Raw genomic sequence first — 17,393 nt, 5'->3', positions numbered from 1 at the left:
GTGAGCCAGACCTCGAAATCAACGCAGGGCCCGCGCACGAGCGCGCTCTCGGCGCCCCGGGCGCCGCGGAAGCGCCGCGGTCTCTCCCCCACGCTCGTCGTCGGCATGGTGCTCGTTGGCATCGTCGTCGTCACAGCGATCGTGTCGTTCTTCTGGACCCCGTTCGACCCCGTGCAAGTGAACGCGCCAGACAGGCTGCAGGGCCCGAGCGCCGAGCACTGGTTCGGCACCGATAAGTACGGTCGCGACCTGTTCTCTGGCATGCTCGTCGGCGCGAGGATCACCCTGTTCGTTGGTCTCGTCTCGGTCGGCATCGCGCTGCTCATCGGCACCCCGCTCGGTATTTGGGCTGGCATCCGCGGCGGCTGGACCGAGGAGCTCATCATGCGCTCCTCGGACATCGTGCTCGCCTTCCCCGCGCTCCTGCTCGCCATCATGTCTGCGGCAGTCTTCGGCGCGTCGACGCTCACGGCGATGGTCGCGATCGGCGTCTCGACGATCCCAGGCTTCGCGCGCGTCGCCCGCTCGGGCACCCTGCAGGTGATGAGCACCGAGTACGTGCTCGCCGCGCGGGCGGCGAGCCAGTCGCGGTTCAGGATCGCCGTGCGCCACGTCCTGCCAAACATCATCGGGATCGTGGTCGTGCAGTGCTCGGTCGCATTCGCGCTCGCAGTGCTCGCCGAGGCGGCGCTCAGCTTCCTCGGCCTCGGCACCCCACCGCCAACCCCGTCGTGGGGACGCATGCTGCAGGAGTCGCAGCAGTTCCTCGGCACGCACCCGCTGCTCGCGATCTTCCCCGGCGCCGCAATCGCCCTCGCGGTGATGGGCTTCAACCTCCTCGGCGACGGTCTGCGCGACCGTTTCGACCCCAAGCTGAACGGGAGCCGCAGCTGATGGCAACGAACGTGAACCCTGAATCCGGCACGCTGCTCGCTGTCGATCACCTCAATGTGCGCACCGCGCACCGCACGCTCGTGCACGACTTCTCGCTGCACATGCAGCAGGGCGAGCGGATCGGCCTCATCGGCGAATCCGGTTCGGGCAAGTCGATGACGACGACCGCGCTCCTCGGCCTCCTGCCGAACGGCGTGACCGCCGACGGTTCAGTGACGCTGCGCGGCGCCGCCCAGCAGAACGGCCGCGACGGCAACCTGCTTGAGGCCTCTGAGCGCGAGCTCATGCAGATTCGCGGCCGCGACATGGCGATGGTTTTCCAAGAGCCGCTCACGGCGCTCAACCCGCTCATGCGCGCGGGCGACCAGGTCGCAGAGATCATGACCCAGCACGGGCTCGTGAAGGGCAAGGCCGAGGCGAAACAGCGTGCGATCGAAATGCTCGACGCCGTAAAACTCCCCGACCCCGCGCAGGCTGCCCGAGCCTACCCGCACCAGCTGTCGGGCGGGCAGCGCCAGCGCGTCATGCTCGCGATGGCGCTCGCGAACGACCCGGCGCTGCTGCTCTGCGACGAGCCGACGACGGCGCTCGACGTGACCGTGCAGCGGCAGGTGCTCGACCTCATTCTCGAGCTCGTGAAGCAGCGCGGCACGGGCCTCCTCTTCATCACCCACGACCTCGCCGTCGTCGCGAACATGTGCACCCGTGTGCTCGTGATGAACGACGGCAGGATCGTCGAGGAGGGCCCGACCGACGAGATCTTCACCCGCCCGCAGCACCCGTACACGCGAGGACTCCTCGCGGCCTCCGACCTCGAGGCAACCGACGCCGACGGGCGCCTGTTCACCGTCGCGAGCGCACGCGACTATGTGCCGCCGACGGTTGACCCAGCGGCCGACCGCGAGGTTGAGGCCCACGCGGCGGCCGCCGAGCGCGAGCACATCGCCCAGCGCGCGGCAGTGGATCCCGGCGCGGAGCCAGTCATGCGCGTCACCGATCTCGTGCGCACGTACACGCGCGGCAAGACGAGCCTGTTCAAGCCTGCGGCGGAAGTGCACGCGCTCAAGGGCATCTCGTTCGAGGTACCGCGCGGCGGGCGCCTCGGCGTCGTCGGCGAATCAGGATCGGGGAAGTCGACACTGCTCCGGATCCTCGCCGGCCTCGACCAGCCGACATCCGGCTCGGCAGTCGTCGTCGGCAACGAGGTTGCTGGGGCGAAAGAGGCGCAGCTCCGGGAGCTCCGCCAGCAGCTGCAGATCGTGTTCCAGGATCCGATGGGGTCGCTCGATCCGCGCATGAGCGTCGAACAGATCATCTCGGAGCCGCTGCTTGTGCGCGGCAGGAACGAGACCGCAGCCCAGCGGTCGCAGATGGTCGCAGAGATGCTCGAGGCCGTGGGGCTTCCCGCGTCGGCGGCCGAGCGCTACCCGCACGAGTTCTCGGGCGGGCAGCGCCAGCGCATCTCGATCGCCCGCGCTCTCATCTGCCGGCCGGCCGTCGTCGTCGCCGACGAACCAGTGAGCGCGCTCGACGTGTCGGTGCGTGCGCAGGTGCTGAACCTCCTCGCAGACCTCGTCGACGAGTACGGGCTGACGCTCGTGTTCGTCTCGCATGACCTGAACGTTGTGCGGCACCTGTGCGACTCGGTCATCGTGATGCAGTCTGGCGAGATCGTCGAGGCCGGCGAGACCGAGACGGTCTACCGCGACCCGCAGCACCCGTACACGAAGCGACTCATCGACTCGTCGCTCACCCTCAGGCAGGAGCTGCTCTCGGCGGAGGCGTAGCCGTCCCTGCTGTACCCGTTTCACTCATTTCACCCGCTGTCCCCCCGTTTCACCCCGCGCGAAAGGCACCGATGTCTCACCCCACAACCGAATACGCCTTCCTCGACGCAGGGACGCTCGCCGAGCGCTACGCCGCGGGATCGCTGACCCCCTCGGAGGTCGCGGAGCATGTGCTCGCCCGCGTCGCCGAGCGTGAACCCGAACTGAACGCGCTCTACCTGCACGAGCCAGACGAGGTGCGCGCAGACGCGGCCGCGTCGACCGCCCGCTGGGCCGCGGGTGAGCAGCTCAGCGCCTTCGACGGTGTGCCAGGCACGGTGAAGGAGAACATCGCCCGCGCCGGTCGGCCGAAGCCCTCGGGCACCGCGCTCCCGAACCCGCCGATCGCCGCTTCGAACGCGCCGACGACCGACAGGCTGCTCGAGGCAGGCGTTGTCATCGTCGGGTCGACGACCATGCCCGACTGGGGCATGCTGTCCTCCGGCGTCTCCTCGCTGCATGGCATCACGCGAGGCGGGCTCAACCCCGCCCACACCTCGGGCGGCTCCAGCGCCGGCGCCGGGGCCGCGGCCGCGGCGGGCTACGGCCCGATGCACGTCGGCACCGACATCGGCGGCTCGATCCGGCTGCCTGGCACCTGGCAGGGGCTCACGGCATTGAAGCCGAGCGAGGGCCTGATCCCGCTCGACGTTCCCTACACCGGCCGCGCCGCTGGCCCGCTCACGCGCACCGCCGCTGACTCGATCAGGCTCATGTCGATCATCGCGACGCCCGACGCGCGCGACTATCTCACGCGCGAGTACCGCGAGATGGACTGGTCGCTCGAGCCGCTCTCCCCCGCAGGTCTCCGGGTCGCGGTGCAGCTCGACGCTGGTTCCGGCCTCGACGTCGAACCCGAGACTCTTGAGGTCATCGAGCGCGCGGCTGCGCTGTTCGCCGACGCTGGCGCGACTGTCTCCAGGCTCGACCCGTTCGTTGGTGCCGAGGTGCTCGACGGGCTCGTGAACTTCTGGCGTTCGCGCTCGTACGCAGACCTCGAGCTGCTCTCGCCCGCTGAGCGCGCGCTCGTGCTGCCGTTCATCGTCGACTGGTGCTCGGCGGGCAAGGACTTCACCGCGGCCGAGACTGTGCGTAACCGCAACTGCTCCGACGAGATGGCGCGACTCACGCGCCTCGCGACAGCGCCCTACGACCTCGTGCTCTCGCCGGTGACTCCTGTCGCGGCGTTCGCTGCGGAGGATCCGATGCCGATCACCGACCCGCTCGCGACAATGGGCCACATCTCGTTCACGGTGCCGTACAACATGTCTGGCCAGCCAGCAGTGTCGATCGGCGCGGGAATCCAGGCCGACGGCCGCACGGTAGGCCTGCAGATCGCGGGCCCCATCGGCTCCGACGACCGCCTCATGCGCGTCGCCCACTGGTTCGAGACTGTGCGCGGCGCCGATGCAGAGGTCGACTGGAACGCGATCCCGTAGGGAGGGCTGTTCTCTCCACTACCGCCGTCTCTTCACTCTGCGCCTGCCCTCCCGGCCCTCCCGGCCCCGGTCCTTCCGGCCCCGGTTCTCCCGGCCCCGGTTCTCCCGGCCCAGCCCTCCCGGCCCTTCCGGCCCCGGTTCTCCCGGCCCGGCCCTCCCAGCCCCGTCGCGCCCAGCCGCACCCGAGAGTTGGCAGTTGTTGTCGTTTCGCGCACCCTGAAGCGACAACAACTGCCAACTCAGGGACTGTGCCGGGCAGACGCTCCAAGATCTCGTGGAGAGGGAGACCACGCCCGGTCGGGGTAACACCTCTGTTTTCGGCAGCACTTGCGCGTTTGCGCGACGGAATTCGTTGAGATACACTCGAATCACGTTGCAATCCGCAATTCAGAGGTGCGGTCACGCCAAGACCCCTCTGCAACGAACCTTTCGCTTCTGGAGTGATACCCGTGACCGGCCCAGGCCACCACGATCTGTCGATAGCGCCAGCTACCGCTACCCTGTCCATCCCTTCCACCGGCACCGTTCAGGTCGCCGGTGCGCCAAACCTCCCAGCCACCGCATCGCCTGACGTGGCGCCGCGAGCGGCGATGCACCCGATCCTGCGCCGCGTGATCTACGTCGGCGGCTACGAGATCCTCAGCGTCGTCTTCACAGTGTTCGTGCTCGGCGGCATGCTCGGCCACTCAGGCGGGCAGGCGACGCTCACCGCGATCCTGCTGTCGACGACGGCGACCATCTGGAACTACGTGTGGAACACGCTCTTCGAGCGCGCTGAGCGGCGCTTCGGCTGGACCGGCCGCGGCGTGCTCGTGCGCCTCGGCCACGCCTTCGGGTACGAGGGCGGCGTGCTCGTCTTCACGATCCCGCTCGTCGCGTTCATGCTGCAGGTCAGCCTCATCGAGGCGTTCATGATTGAAGCGAGCCTGCTCGTGTTCTTCCTTGTCTTCACCTACGTCTACTCGTGGGCGTTCGACAAGCTCGTCGGCCTGCCCGAATCGGCGAAGTAGGCCGCGATCGCCCAAAGGCTGCGCCCCCTCCCTGTACCAGGAGGGGGCGCAGTGCTGGGAGGCCTCATCGGCATCTCCCGGGGGAACCGGGGCCGAACTTGGGGAAAGTTGGGGATGGCCGCCGGAATCTGTGGCGCAGGCTGCTTCTGTCTGCGAGCCCCTCGCTTCGCGACGCCCGGCTCGCCGTCAGGCGGCGGGCCCGCCGTCAGGTACCAGGCTCGCCGATCAGCTAGGACGCCGGCGGGGTGAAGCGGCCGTCAATCGCGGTCCAGCCGCCGTCGACCATGAGCGTCGAGCCAGTCACGAACGACGAGGCATCGCTGGCGAGGTACACGACGGCGCCCGCGAGCTCCTCGGGTCGCGACCAGCGGCCGAACGCACTCTTCTTCGCGTAGGCGTCGTACCACTCGGGGTTCGCCTTGATCTGCGCGGTGAGCGGGGTCTCGACGACGCCAGGGGCGACGACGTTCACGCGCACGCCCTGCGGGCCAAACTCGGCCGCAGCGGTCTTCGCCAGCTGCACGAGACCCGCCTTCGTCGCGGCGTACACGCCCTGCCCTGGCTCGACGACCTGCGCACGGATCGAGGCGAAGCCGATGATCGACCCACCGCCGTTCGCCGCGAAGCGCTTGCCGAAGTGACGAATCAGCTGGAACGACGAGCGCATGTTCAGGTTCACGACGCGGTCAAACTCGTCGAGCGAGTAGTCTTCCATGCGCTTGCGCACGTTCGTCGCCGCGGTGAACACGAGCGCGTGAGCGGTGCCGAAGCGCTCAGCCGCTGCCTCAACCTCTGCGTCGTCGAGCACGTTGAGCTGGAACGACTCGGCGGATCCGCCCGCGTCGGCGATGAGCTGTACAGTCTCGTCGGCGCCCTCACGTTTGAGGTCGGCTACGACGACGTGCGCGCCGTGCGCGGCGAGCGCCTGGGCAGACTCGCGGCCGATGCCGCTGCCGCCGCCGATCACGACGACGGTGCGCGCATCGAGGCGGAACAGCTTGGAGTAGTCAACGGCGGTCATGTGTGAGTCCTTTGGTTGTGTGCGAGCGTGGTGTGTGGAGGCCGCCAGCTAGGAGCGGGCCCTCGGGCGAATCATCGCCATGCGGGTGACCGTGTACTCCTCGATCGCGTAGCGCGGGCCCTCGCGGCCGATGCCCGAGTCCTTCACGCCGCCGTAGGGCATGATGTCGGAACGGAAGCCTGGGATCTCGTTCACGACGACGCCACCGACCTCAAGCCGCTCGATAGCGGCGAATGCCGATTCCAGCGAGGCAGTGTAGACCGCTGCCTGCAGCCCGTAGCGCGAGTCGTTCACGAGGTCGATCGCCTCGTCGACAGAATCGACAGTAGTGAGGCAGACGACCGGGCCGAAGATCTCCTCGCACCAGGCGTCGACCTCCCGGGGAACGTCGCCGAGCACGATCGGCGGCACGGACGCGCCTGCGGCAGGCCCGTCAGGCAGCTCCGCCGGGGTGAGGAGCGTGGCTCCGGCGGCGAGGGCACGATCCACCATTGCTCGGATCCGCTCCCCCGACGCCTCGTTGATCACGGGCGCGACGTTCGTCTCGATCTCGCGGGGGTCCCCGACAACGATCTCACCCATGCGTTCGATCAGGCGGGCGGTGAATCGTTCGGCGATCGGGCGCTCAAGCACGACCCGCTGCACGGAGATGCACGCCTGGCCGTTCGCGTAGAACCCGCCGCGGAACACCGCGTCGACCGCGGCCTCGACGTCGGCGTCGGCAGCGACGATGAAGCCCGTGTTCGAACCGAGCTCGAGGAGCGCCTTGCGTGGGGCCGCCTGCTTCGCGATGAGGTGCCCGATCTTCGCCGATCCGGTGAAGGAGACGACGGCCGCACGCGGATCCTGCACGAGCGTCTCGCCGACCTCCGGGCCACCGTTGACGAGCTGGACGGCAGCACCGGTCACCCCGTGCTCGGCGAGCACGTCGCGCGTGATGGCGAGCAGCTCGAGCGTTGCGAGCGGGGTGTTCGGCGCGGGCTTCACGATGACCGGGCAGCCCGCGGCGATCGCGGGCGCGAGCTTGTGGGTCGCGAGCAGCAGCGGGTAGTTGAAGCCCGCAATCGCGACGATCACGCCCGCGGGCTTGCGGGTGTAGTAGCCGATCATGCCGCGGCCGAGCTCCTGCACGTCGAGCGGCACGGTCTCACCGGTGACGTGCGAGACCTCCTCGATCGTGGCCTGCAGCGTGACAATCGTGCGGTTCACCTCAACCCGGCAGTCGGCGCGGGGCTTGCCGGTCTCGAGTACGAGCAGATCTTCGAAGCGCTGCGCGTCAGCCCGCAGCCGGTCGTGGATGCCCTGCAGGATCGCCTTGCGCTCGGCCGTCGTGAGCGCTGCGACCTCGGGGCGAGCGGCTTCGGCTGCGTCGAGCGCATCGCGTGAGTCGGCGGCCGAGCTCACCGGCGCCTGCGCAAAGGCTGAGCCGTCGAACGGGAAAACGACGTCAGACGTCGCGGCGAGCTCGCGCCAGCCCGTGCCGATGGGCAGCGAGCCCGCGGGGGCGCGGAGCTCGGGGGCAGTCGATGCGGCGGATGTGGCGGTCATTGCTGGATCCTTGCTGTCGGTGCGGAACTGTCGTGCTGAACTGTGATGAGGATCGTCCGCCGGCCGCACCGCGGCAACCTGGGCGCGGCGGCGGGCCTTCAAACGAGTGGTCTTACCAGTTAATATAGTTGAACAGTTGGCCCGCGACAACGCCGCGCGCCCTTCGGCCCCGAAAGGATCCCAATGACGCGCTCCCACACCATCGCTGTACTCCCCGGCGACGGCATCGGCCCCGAAGTCACCTCATGCGCACTCGAAGTCCTCGACGCCGCCGAGGCACGCTTCGGCTTCACGACCGACCGCTCCGAATACGCCGCAGGAGCCAACCACTACCTCGAAACGAGCGAACTCTTCGCCGAGATCACAGACGAGCTGCGCAGCGCTGACGCGATCCTCTTCGGCTCAATGGGCGACCCACGAGTCACCCCCGGCATCCTCGAACGCGGCTTCATCCTCGAAATGCGCCAACGCTTCCAGCAGGCAGCAAACGTCCGCCCAGTCCGCCTCTACCCTGGCGTCCCCACCCCCATCACAGGCCTCACCCCCGAGCGCTGCGACATGGTCATCGTCCGCGAAAACACCGAGGGCGCCTACGTCGGCGGCGGATCAACCGTCCACGCAGGCACCACCAACGCCGTCGCAATGCAGGAATCCCTGAACACCTACGCCGGCATCGAACGCGTCGTCGACTTCTCCTTCCGCCTCGCACTCGGACGACGCAAAAAAGTCACGCTCTGCCACAAAACGAACATCCTCGTCGCAGCCGGACAACTCTGGAAAGAGGTATTCGACACCGTCGCCGCGCGTTACCCCGAGGTCGAGACCGACTACGTGCACGTCGACGCGATGTGCTTCCACCTGCCGCTCACCCCGGAACGCTTCGACGTCGTCGTCACCGACAACCTCTTCGGAGACATCATCACCGACCTCGGCGCAGTCATCCAGGGCGGCCTCGGCGTCGCAACGAGCGCGAACCTCAACCTCGACGGCAGCGCACCGAGCATGTTCGAGGCGATCCACGGCTCCGCCCCCGACATTGCTGGCAAGGGCTGGGCGAACCCGTCAGGCGCCATCCTCTCCCTCGCCCTCATGCTCGGCCACCTCGGCGAGGGCGACGCCGCACAGGCTGTTGAGGCCGCAACCGTCGAGGTCCTCGGCACGCTCCCAGCGCTCGCAGGCGCAGAGATGGGAGCCTCGACCGCAGAGCTCGGCACACGCATCGCCGACATCGTCCGCGATGGTCGCGCGAACACCGACCTCGTCCCTGGCTCGCTTCTCGCAACCCTCGCAACACTCCCCGCCAGCCGCTAGAGGAGCTGGCCGGGCGGTGCTCGGCCGGGCCGGTGCTTGGCGGGGCTTGGCTTGGCGCCGCTACCGCTCCGCCCAGTCACTCCGCCCAGTCACTCCGCCCAGCTTCTCCGCCCAGCCAGCCTCGCGAGAGCGCCCCTTCCCTGCAGGTCACCCCCATTCCGCCGGTTGGAAGCTGCCATTCTTGCGGGGAATAGTCTCTCCGGCGGCCAGGCCCGCCCCGGCCGCCACGGACGCCAGGGGCGCCACAGCAGCCACGGCCCTCACGGGCACCACGGCCACGAGGGGCATCCCGGCCACCAGGGCCACCAGGGCTGCCCGCACGACCCCGCGGCGGGCTATCCCTCAGGCTGTTGGCTCCACAGGCCGCAGGGCTTCGTCGAGGAGAGCCTGCGCCGCAGCCGTCGGGTCCGAGCCACGCCACAGCGCCGTGAGCGGCCGGGTAATTTCGAGCCCAGACACTGCAACGCGCGCCAGACGGCCGCCCCGAATGTCATCCCGCACGGCGAGCACGCTGAGCGCGCCGGGCGCCACGCCTGCCATCACCGCACTGCGCGCCCCAAGCGTGGTGTCGTGCACCGCGGCGGGCTCTACTTCAAGTGGGTGGCCGGCTGCGGCGAGCGCCTGTTCGAACGCCAGTCGGGTGCCGCTGCCCCGCTCGCGGTGCACCATCGGGGTCGCGGCGAGCTCGGCCGGGCTCACCGTGCGACCCGCCCACGGATGGCTCGCGGCGACGACGACCTCGATGCGGTCGCGGCCGACGGTCGCCGCGGTGAGGCCTGACGGAAGCTCGGGAGTTTCGACGAACCCGAGGTCGACCTCGCCGGAGCGAAGCGCAGCGATCACGGCTGAACTGTTGGCCGCGGTGAGGGTTGCGGTGGCACCACTCGGTCCTTGTAGCCCGCGCCAGCGCGCTATCCATCCGGGCAGGAGGTGTTCGGCAATCGTGAGGCTCGCCGCGATCCGCAGGCTGCCCTCCCGTCCGGCCCGGAGATCTTGGACCGCGGCACCGAACTCGGTGGCCGCGTCGAGCAGCGGGCGGGCCCACCCGATCACGAGTTCGCCGGCAGCGGTGAGCTGCGACCCCCGCGCAGACCGCACAAGCAGCGGCACACCGATCTCGTGTTCGAGCGAGCGTACCCGCAATGAGACTGCCTGCTGGCTCAGCCGAAGCTCAGAGCTCGCCGCCGAGATGCTGCCGCGCTCGGCGATGAGTGCAAGCGCACGCAGCGCGGCTACGTCGGGTTCACGATCCATGCGGCCTCCTCTTAGCCACAAGGATAACTTGTAGGCCGCGCGGATAGTGCCTCTACCGCACCGATGTGCCGAGGAGGAACATGAGGAGCGTGAACGACCAAACAGTCCCCGCTGAATCATCGGTAGCCCCCGCCACCCACGCGGCTGCACACGTGCCAGCCCGCCGCTCCCCGGCAGACGCGCCAGGCGCACACCGCGGCCCGCGGCTCGCGACATGGATGCGAAGGATCGCTCCCGGCCTGCTCATCTGCCTCGCCGCCGCCGGTGCGTCCTACGCAGTCGGCGCCGCGCTACCCGGGGTGAGCCCGATGATCATCGCGATCGCGCTAGGCATCATCGCTGCGAACACCGGGATCTTGCCGGGAGTCGCAGCCCCAGGGATCGACTTTTCTGCGAAGAAGCTGCTCCGCGCTGGCATCGTGTTTCTCGGTCTGCAACTCGTGCTCGGTGACATCGTTGCACTCGGCGCGCCGATGCTCGTCGTCGTCGTCTGCGTCGTCGCAGGCGGCCTGTTCGGCACCGTCGCGCTCGGGAAGCTCCTGAAGGTCCCCACCCAGCTGACGCTCCTCATCGCGTGCGGGTTCTCGATCTGTGGTGCGGCGGCTGTCGCCGGCGCGGCCGGAGTCACAGACCCTGACGACGAGAACGAGCAGGCCACAGTTACGGCGGTCGCGCTTGTCGTGATCTTCGGGACGATCATGATTCCGCTTGCACCGTTCCTCTGCCCACTCATCGGGCTCACGAACGATCAGACAGGCATGTGGGCTGGCGCCTCGATCCACGAGATCGCGCAGGTCGTCGCGGTGGGAGGCATCCTCGGCGGGACCGCGCTCACCCTCGCGGTTGTCGTAAAGCTTGCCCGCGTGCTGCTGCTCGCGCCGATCATGGCAGTGTTGAGCCTGCGCATCAGGCGTGCGGCAAGCGCGGGCGCCACACGGGCTCGCGCCCTGAATGGCGTAGGCACGGGCGCTGGCAGCGGTACAGGCGTCGGCACTGACGCCGACACCGCAACCGCATCGGCCGAGGCTCACTCAGGAAGCCAGCCCACGCTGCCTCCCATCGTGCCGCCGTTCATCATCGGGTTCCTTGCGATGGTGCTGCTGCGCTCGTTCGCGCCGCTCCCAGACGGGGTACTCGCCACGGGTCAGCTCCTGCAGACCGTGCTACTCTCGGCCGCGATGTTCGGCCTTGGGTGCGGCGTGAAGGTGAAGAGCCTCCTGAAGGTCGGGTTCAGGCCCTTCGTGCTGGCCGCGCTCGCAACTGTGCTTGTCGCTGCGATCGCCTACGTGGGCGTGCTGCTCGTCGGATAAGGATCCGGCTGGCAGCCGCCCATCCCGGCGTCAGCGCCCGGCGCGCCCGCGACCGCCGCGAGCACCACCGGAGCGTCCGCCCGGGTGGCCGCCGGAGCGACCACCAGAGCCACCTCGAGACTCGCCGGAGTCACCGCGGGACCCTCCACGTGAACCGCCACGCGAGTCGCCGCGCGAGCCACCACGAGAATCGCCGCGCGAATCCTCCCAGGGGTTGTCTACCCAACCGCGCTCGAAGGGACGACCACCGCCAGAACCGGATCGACCGCCACTTCCAGCGCTCCGGCCGCGACGGTCATCGGTCCTGCCCCGGCCGTCGCTGGCCCACCCGCGGCTCTCGCCAGAGCGGCCACGACCAGCTTCAGACCTGCGGAAGCCGTCGCCCGACTGTCCGCGCCTACCCGCACGACCTGCATCGCGTGGACCACCGCCGCGCCTGTCGCTGCCACCGTACGAGGCGCCCTGGCTGGAAGCGCCACCGCCGTGGGAACCTTCACCGCGCAAGCCACCGCCACGCCTCTCACCGCTGCCAGCGCCGCCGCCGCGGGGTGCGCCCGCGCGATCCTCACCGGCATGTCCGCGGCCCGCGTTCGGGTTGCCTCGCGCCGCGATGCCGCGCATGCCCTTTGCGCCCTTGCCGTCGCCGGGCCGCCCGCCCGTGATCGGGCGATCCTTGCCCCGCGCGCTCGCGTTCTTATGCTTGCCATCGGCACCGCGGCCACCGCCGCGGCTCGAGCCGCGGGCACCCGTCGAGTCTGCGCGGGTGTCGCTTGTCTCGCCTGCTGACAGTAGCGCACCGCGCTCAGCCGCAGACAGCTCGCGCAGTTCGCCGGCCCGGAGGGTGCCAAGGTTCAGCGGGCCGAACTGGCGCCGTACGAGCTCTTCGACAGGATGGCCAAGCTCGGCGAGGAAGCGTCGCACGATGCGGTTCTTGCCCGAGTGGATGGTGAGTTCAACGAGCGAGTGCGTCTTCGTTGAGCCGTTTGGCAGGAGCTTCGCCCGGTCGGCGCGCATCGGCCCGTCTTTCAGCTCAACGCCGTCAAGCATCTGCTGGATAACTGCGGCGGTGACCCTGCCGCGCACCTTCGCGATGTATGTCTTTTCGACCCCGAAGCTGGGGTGTGCGAGCTTGTGTGCGAGTTCGCCGTCGTTCGTCAAGATCAGCAGGCCGCTCGTGTCGGTGTCGAGCCGCCCGACGTTGTAGAGCCTGTCTTCGACCTGGTTCGCGAACTCGCTCAGGTCGGGGCGCCCCTGTTCGTCGCTCATTGTCGAGACGACCCCGACGGGCTTGTTGAGCACGAAGTACCGCTTCGACGAGTCGAGCTGCACGACGACGCCGTCGACGCGCACCTCGTCGGTCTCGGGGTGCACGCGGGAGCCGAGCTCGCGCTGTTCCTCACCGTTCACCGTGACGCGGCCACTCGTGATGAGCGTCTCGCATGCACGGCGGGAGGCGACGCCTGCGTTCGCGAGCGCCTTCTGCAGGCGCACCGTGCCCTCTTCGCCAGTGCGGTCGACTTCGTTGGCGGATGGGGTGACCGGCCGGTCCCAACCCCACTCGGCCATGTCGATCTCCACGGCTTTGCCGTCGACGATGAACTGTCCGCCGAGGTCCCCGCCCTCGTCGCCTTCGCCGCGCATGCCGCCGCGGTCTTCGCTGCTAGAGCGATTCATTGTCAAATCCTTCCGATCCATCGTCGAGTAGCGGCGCTACCGACGGAAGTTCACTGATGTCGCCGATGCCCAGGTGGCCGAGCAGCTGGTCGCTCGTGCCGTACAGGATCGCGCCTGTCTCTGCGTCGTGCGCGACCTCTTCGACGAGGCCGCGGGCGAGCAGGGTGCGCACGACCGAGTCGACGTTCACCGCGCGGATCGACGCGATCGCGCCGCGCGAGACTGGTTGGCGGTACGCGATAACAGCGAGCGTCTCGAGCGCAGCCTGCGAGAGCTTCGCTGGTGTCTGCTGCTGCACGAAGTCTTCGACGACGGGGTCGAGACTCTCGCGCACGTAGAACCGGTAGCCACCGGCGACTTCCCGCAGTTCGAAGCCGCGCGGCACGGGGGCGTCGGCCGCGGTGCTCGCGGCGGTTCCGTCGTAGTCGGCGATGAGCGCGTTCAGCGCCTTGCGTACCTCGCGCACGGGGGCGTCGCAGGCAGTCGCGAGGGTCACGGCCGAGAGCGGCTCGTCGGCGACGATGAGCAGCGCTTCGAGCTGCTGCTGCAGGGTGTGCGCGGCGCGGGCCGCGCTGAGCGGCGTCTCCCGTTCAGGATCGAGCGTCTCGTCAGTCATAGTCATTTCCTAGCGTCGAGAGTTCTTCATCGTTCCAGTGCTCGCCAGACCATTTGACGCTGAGCTCGCCAAGCGGCTCGGCCTGATCGAAGAGCACCGCGTCGCGCCGGTACAGTTCGAGGATCGCAAGAAAGCGCGCAACGATGACGCCCTTCTCGGTGACCCCGACGATGAGTTCGCGAAAGCTCCGCGCCGGGCCACCACGCAGCATCGAGACGATGATCGCCGCCTGCTCGCGAATAGACACGAGCGGGGCGTGCAAATGGTCAAGTCCGACCGTCGGTAGTTCGCGCGGGGTGAATGCGAGCAGCGCGATAGCCGCGAAGTCGTCGAGTGACAGCGTCCACACGAGTTCGGGGCCGCGCTCTCGATACTTCGGTTCGAGTGGCACCTGGCGCGGGTGACGCCGCTCTTCGGCCGCGAGCCTCTCGCGAAACCATTGGCTCGCCTGCTTGAACGCGCGGTACTGCAGGAGCCGAGCGAACAGCAGGTCGCGGGCTTCAAGCAGGGCGATATCTTCGGGGTCAACGGTCTCTCCCTGCGGCAGTAGACTCGCGATCTTCATGTCGAGCAGCGTCGCGGCGACGACGAGAAATTCTGAGGCCTGGTCGAGGGCCGTGAGCCCCTCCCCCTCGAGCGTCGCGAGGTAGGCGATGAACTCGTCGGTCACGAGCGACAGTGAGACCTCGGTGATGTCGAGCTCGTGCTTGCCGATCAGGGTGAGCAGCAGGTCGAACGGCCCGTCAAAGCCGTCGAGCGAGACCCGAAACCCGGGCTCTTGCGCCTCAGGCTCCGCCCCGGTCTCGAGCGCTGTCATGGCATCTCGGTTAGGCAACCACGCCGCGCTGCACGAGCTCGCGAGCGAGCTTCAGGTATGCCTCGGAGGCGGGGTTTGACGGCGCGTACTCGAGCACCGACTGCGCGGCGATCTGCGCGTCTGGCAGTTTCACGGTGCGGCCGATGACGGTGTCGAACACCGAGTCACCAAACGTGTCGACGACGCGCTCGAGCACCTCGCGGGCGTGCAGGGTGCGCGGGTCGTACATCGTCGCGAGGATGCCGTCGAGCTCGAGCGACGGGTTCAGCCTGTCGCGTACCTTGTCGATCGTCTCGACAAGCAGGGCGACGCCGCGAAGCGCGAAGTACTCGCACGCGAGCGGGATCAGCACCCCGTGGCTCGCGGTGAGCGCGTTCACAGTCAGCAGCCCAAGCGAGGGCTGGCAGTCGATAAGGATCACGTCGTAGTCGTCCGTGATGCGGCGCAGCACTCCGCCGAGGATCTGCTCGCGCGCAACCTCGCTCACGAGGTGCACTTCTGCAGCCGAGAGGTCGATGTTCGCGGGGATGACGTCGAGGCCCTCGGTGCTCGTGTGCTGGATCGCCTCACGCGGATCCTTGAGCTTGCCGAGCATGAGGTCGTAAATCGTGGGAACGTCGTGCGCGGGAACGCCAAGACCGGCAGAGAGCGCGCCCTGCGGATCGAAGTCAACAGCGAGCACGCGGCGACCGTAGCGCGCAAGCGCAGCCGCGAGGTTAATTGTCGACGTGGTCTTCCCGACGCCGCCCTTCTGGTTGCACATCGCGATGATGCGCGCGGGCCCGTGCCGATCGAGCGATTTGGGCGCGGGGATGACGCGCTCCGGGCGTCCCGTCGGTCCCAGCTCAACCTGCTTTTTCGCCACTCCAGTTCCCTTCCGTCGCTAACGCCCTATCCTATCGGGCCTGGGGCTGGTCCCGGGGTGCTCAAGCTCGGTTCCCGTCTGCGTGAAGCTCCCAGGCAGTCTTCGACCAGCAATGCGGGCGCCGCCCTACTTCGCCCGCGGGTGCGCGTTCACGTAGTGCTCGCGCAGCGTGTCCGCGGTCACCTGGGTGTAGATCTGCGTCGTCGTTACTGACGAGTGGCCGAGGAGTTCCTGCACCGCGCGCACGTCTGCCCCTCCGGCGAGCAGGTGGGTCGCGAATGAGTGCCTGAGCGTGTGCGGCGACACCTCCTGGGTGAGCTCCGCCGCCTCGGCGGCGGCCCGGATCACGAGCCACGCGCTCTGGCGCGAGAGCCGCGCGCCGCGCGGGCCGAGAAACAGCGCTGGAGTCCCGGTACCGCGAGCGGCGAACTGCGGCCTTGCGCGCACGAGGTAGGCGGCGAGCGCGCGGCCGGCGTAGCTGCCGTAGGGCACGATCCTTGTCTTCGATCCCTTGCCCGTGACGCGCAGCAGGCCGCCCTCGCTGAGCGTGCCCTCGGGGTCGCCCCAGACGTCTGCGCCCTCGCGGCCGGTTCCCGCGTAGAGGTCGTCGAGGTCGATCGTGGCGATCTCGCTCACTCGGGCGCCTGTCGCGTAGAGCAGTTCGAGGAGCGCCCGGTCTCGAAGCGAGACCGGGTCGTCTCCGCTCACCGCCCCGAGGAGTGCCTCGACATCTTCGATTGCGAGCGCCTTCGGGAGCCGTTTGCCCTTCTTCGGGGTGCGCACGCCGCGACCAGCATTCTCGGCGAGCGCGCCCTCGTCGTACAGGAACCGGTGAAGCCCGCGCACCGTCGACACCATCCGCGTGATCGAGGCGGCTGAATACGCGGGTACCGGATCCTGATCGCCCGCCTCGGCGCCCGGCCCCGCGGCCCGCGGGGCGCGCTGCTCCTCGGCGAGCGCGGCGACGTACGCAGAGATCGTGTCAGGGGTGACGCCCGCGAGATCGTCGATACCGCGCTCGCCAAGCCAGTCGACGTACTTCGTGAAGTCGCGCCTGTACGCGGCCATGCTGTTGTCGCTCAGCCCGCGCTCGATGCTCAGGTGCCTGAGGTACTTCGCGATCGCTTGCCCCGGCTCCATGCGCCTACCTCGATCGTTCGCCGCGCACGAGATCGCGCGCGGTCCACGGCAGATCAGGATCGCGGAGGGTCGACCACCCCGCAGCCTTCGATGCGGCCGCGGCGAGCACGGCTCCGACAGTAAGCGCGTTTCCGATGCGGCCGTCGAGCGCCGCGGCGACGGCGTCTTCGAGCGGGATCCACACGGGCTCGAGCTCGGCTTCCTCGCCCTCGCGAACGAACTCGTGCACCGCCTCGCTCAGGCCGCGGGCAAGAAAGACGCGAATCACCTCGCTGGAGCCCCCGGGGCTGAGAAACATCTCGAGCAGCAGCGACCAGTCTGTCGCCTGCAGGTCGGCCTCTTCGGCGAGCTCGCGCTTCGCGCCGGCGAGGCCGCTCTCGCCCGCGACGTCCATGAGGCCCGCAGGGATCTCCCAGTCGCGGTGCGCGATCGGGTGGCGGTACTGCCTGAACATGAGCGCGCGATCGTCTTCGTCGAGCGCGAGCACGGCGACTGCACCGGGATGGTCCATGTAGTCGCGCTCAAGCACGGTGCCAGCGAACTCGAGGCGGTCACGCCTGATGTCCCACACGTGGCCGGCCACGAGCTCAGTGCTCTCGAGCACGCGCACATCGAGTGCGGGCTCGTCGGCGATCAGATGCTCGTGGCCGGCCGCGTGTGGCACGTTG

14 protein-coding genes and 1 pseudogene are annotated in these 17,393 nt (G+C 68.8%); 6 read left to right on the top strand and 9 right to left on the bottom strand.

Features of this window, described 5'->3' with window-relative positions; translation table 11 throughout:
- From KI794_RS03000 to KI794_RS02985, 4 genes are all read left to right on the top strand, one after another.
- On the top strand, window positions 1-894 hold the full coding sequence (locus tag KI794_RS03000; RefSeq protein ID WP_255809078.1) for an ABC transporter permease: 894 nt from the start codon (window positions 1-3) through the stop codon (window positions 892-894).
- A complete protein-coding gene (locus KI794_RS02995; protein ID WP_255809077.1) occupies window positions 894-2,681 on the top strand; it encodes an ABC transporter ATP-binding protein in 1,788 nt (595 codons plus the stop codon). The genes KI794_RS03000 and KI794_RS02995 overlap by 1 nt, the downstream gene beginning before the upstream one ends.
- A gap of 71 nt (window positions 2,682-2,752) precedes the next feature.
- Window positions 2,753-4,159: an amidase gene (locus KI794_RS02990; protein ID WP_255809076.1), complete on the top strand. Its 1,407-nt coding sequence runs from the start codon at window positions 2,753-2,755 to the stop codon at window positions 4,157-4,159.
- Between the two features lie 449 nt (window positions 4,160-4,608).
- Window positions 4,609-5,169, top strand: coding sequence for a PACE efflux transporter (locus tag KI794_RS02985; protein WP_255809075.1), 561 nt, complete (start codon window positions 4,609-4,611; stop codon window positions 5,167-5,169).
- 229 nt (window positions 5,170-5,398) lie between these two features.
- Here the strand turns inward: KI794_RS02985 and KI794_RS02980 are convergent, their stop codons facing one another.
- Window positions 5,399-6,190, bottom strand: coding sequence for an SDR family NAD(P)-dependent oxidoreductase (locus KI794_RS02980; RefSeq protein WP_119278699.1), 792 nt, complete (start codon window positions 6,188-6,190; stop codon window positions 5,399-5,401).
- Window positions 6,191-6,238: 48 nt separating this feature from the next.
- Window positions 6,239-7,738, bottom strand: a complete 1,500-nt coding sequence (locus KI794_RS02975) for an aldehyde dehydrogenase family protein (RefSeq protein ID WP_255809074.1) — start codon at window positions 7,736-7,738, stop codon at window positions 6,239-6,241.
- A 183-nt stretch (window positions 7,739-7,921) separates the two neighbouring features.
- On the opposite strand from KI794_RS02975, the gene KI794_RS02970 reads away from it, so the two are divergent.
- Window positions 7,922-9,049, top strand: coding sequence for a 3-isopropylmalate dehydrogenase (locus KI794_RS02970; RefSeq protein WP_119278704.1), 1,128 nt, complete (start codon window positions 7,922-7,924; stop codon window positions 9,047-9,049).
- A 342-nt stretch (window positions 9,050-9,391) separates the two neighbouring features.
- Here KI794_RS02970 and KI794_RS02965 read toward each other — a convergent pair whose 3' ends face one another.
- A complete protein-coding gene (locus KI794_RS02965) occupies window positions 9,392-10,303 on the bottom strand; it encodes a LysR family transcriptional regulator (protein ID WP_119278706.1) in 912 nt (303 codons plus the stop codon).
- Window positions 10,304-10,383: 80 nt separating this feature from the next.
- Here KI794_RS02965 and KI794_RS02960 point away from each other — a divergent pair, with 80 nt between their 5' ends.
- Entirely contained in the window at window positions 10,384-11,613 is a 1,230-nt protein-coding gene (locus KI794_RS02960) for a YeiH family protein (RefSeq protein WP_255809073.1), read from the top strand.
- A gap of 753 nt (window positions 11,614-12,366) precedes the next feature.
- Here KI794_RS02960 and KI794_RS02955 read toward each other — a convergent pair.
- The 6 genes and pseudogenes from KI794_RS02955 to KI794_RS02930 form a co-directional block, all read right to left on the bottom strand.
- A pseudogene (locus KI794_RS02955) lies at window positions 12,367-13,104 on the bottom strand (pseudouridine synthase); the annotation flags it as partial.
- Window positions 13,105-13,273: 169 nt separating this feature from the next.
- The gene (scpB, locus tag KI794_RS02950; RefSeq protein ID WP_119278710.1) at window positions 13,274-13,903 is read right to left on the bottom strand and encodes an SMC-Scp complex subunit ScpB; all 630 of its coding nucleotides are present in this window, start codon (window positions 13,901-13,903) and stop codon (window positions 13,274-13,276) included.
- Window positions 13,896-14,720, bottom strand: coding sequence for a segregation and condensation protein A (locus KI794_RS02945; protein WP_119278712.1), 825 nt, complete (start codon window positions 14,718-14,720; stop codon window positions 13,896-13,898). The genes scpB and KI794_RS02945 overlap by 8 nt, the downstream gene beginning before the upstream one ends.
- Before the next feature lie 10 nt (window positions 14,721-14,730).
- Entirely contained in the window at window positions 14,731-15,585 is an 855-nt protein-coding gene (locus KI794_RS02940) for a ParA family protein (RefSeq protein ID WP_119278714.1), read from the bottom strand.
- 126 nt (window positions 15,586-15,711) lie between these two features.
- The gene (locus KI794_RS02935; protein WP_255809072.1) at window positions 15,712-16,725 is read right to left on the bottom strand and encodes a site-specific tyrosine recombinase XerD; all 1,014 of its coding nucleotides are present in this window, start codon (window positions 16,723-16,725) and stop codon (window positions 15,712-15,714) included.
- 4 nt (window positions 16,726-16,729) lie between these two features.
- Window positions 16,730-17,389 (bottom strand): NUDIX domain-containing protein, encoded by a 660-nt coding sequence (locus KI794_RS02930; protein WP_255809071.1) that lies wholly within the window; start codon window positions 17,387-17,389, stop codon window positions 16,730-16,732.
- Between the last annotated feature and the right edge of the window lie 4 nt (window positions 17,390-17,393).

It is taken from the genome of Leucobacter aridicollis, assembly GCF_024399335.1.
In the GTDB taxonomy this organism is placed as follows: Bacteria; Actinomycetota; Actinomycetes; order Actinomycetales; family Microbacteriaceae; genus Leucobacter; species Leucobacter aridicollis_A.
Note: the sequence above shows the minus strand (reverse complement) of the source record. Positions and strands in the feature narration are given on the sequence as shown.

Bases quoted from the DNA above. Each gene is read 5' to 3' on its own strand.
- KI794_RS02995 (WP_255809077.1), top strand. From the start codon at position 894: ATGGCAACGAACGTGAACCCTGAATCCGGCACGCTGCTCGCTGTCGAT.
- KI794_RS02990 (WP_255809076.1), top strand. From the start codon at position 2,753: ATGTCTCACCCCACAACCGAATACGCCTTCCTCGACGCAGGGACGCTC.
- KI794_RS02980 (WP_119278699.1), bottom strand. From the start codon at position 6,190: ATGACCGCCGTTGACTACTCCAAGCTGTTCCGCCTCGATGCGCGCACC.
- KI794_RS02975 (WP_255809074.1), bottom strand. From the start codon at position 7,738: ATGACCGCCACATCCGCCGCATCGACTGCCCCCGAGCTCCGCGCCCCC.
- KI794_RS02970 (WP_119278704.1), top strand. From the start codon at position 7,922: ATGACGCGCTCCCACACCATCGCTGTACTCCCCGGCGACGGCATCGGC.
- KI794_RS02965 (WP_119278706.1), bottom strand. From the start codon at position 10,303: ATGGATCGTGAACCCGACGTAGCCGCGCTGCGTGCGCTTGCACTCATC.
- KI794_RS02960 (WP_255809073.1), top strand. From the start codon at position 10,384: ATGAGGAGCGTGAACGACCAAACAGTCCCCGCTGAATCATCGGTAGCC.
- scpB (WP_119278710.1), bottom strand. From the start codon at position 13,903: ATGACTGACGAGACGCTCGATCCTGAACGGGAGACGCCGCTCAGCGCG.
- KI794_RS02945 (WP_119278712.1), bottom strand. From the start codon at position 14,720: ATGACAGCGCTCGAGACCGGGGCGGAGCCTGAGGCGCAAGAGCCCGGG.
- KI794_RS02935 (WP_255809072.1), bottom strand. From the start codon at position 16,725: ATGGAGCCGGGGCAAGCGATCGCGAAGTACCTCAGGCACCTGAGCATC.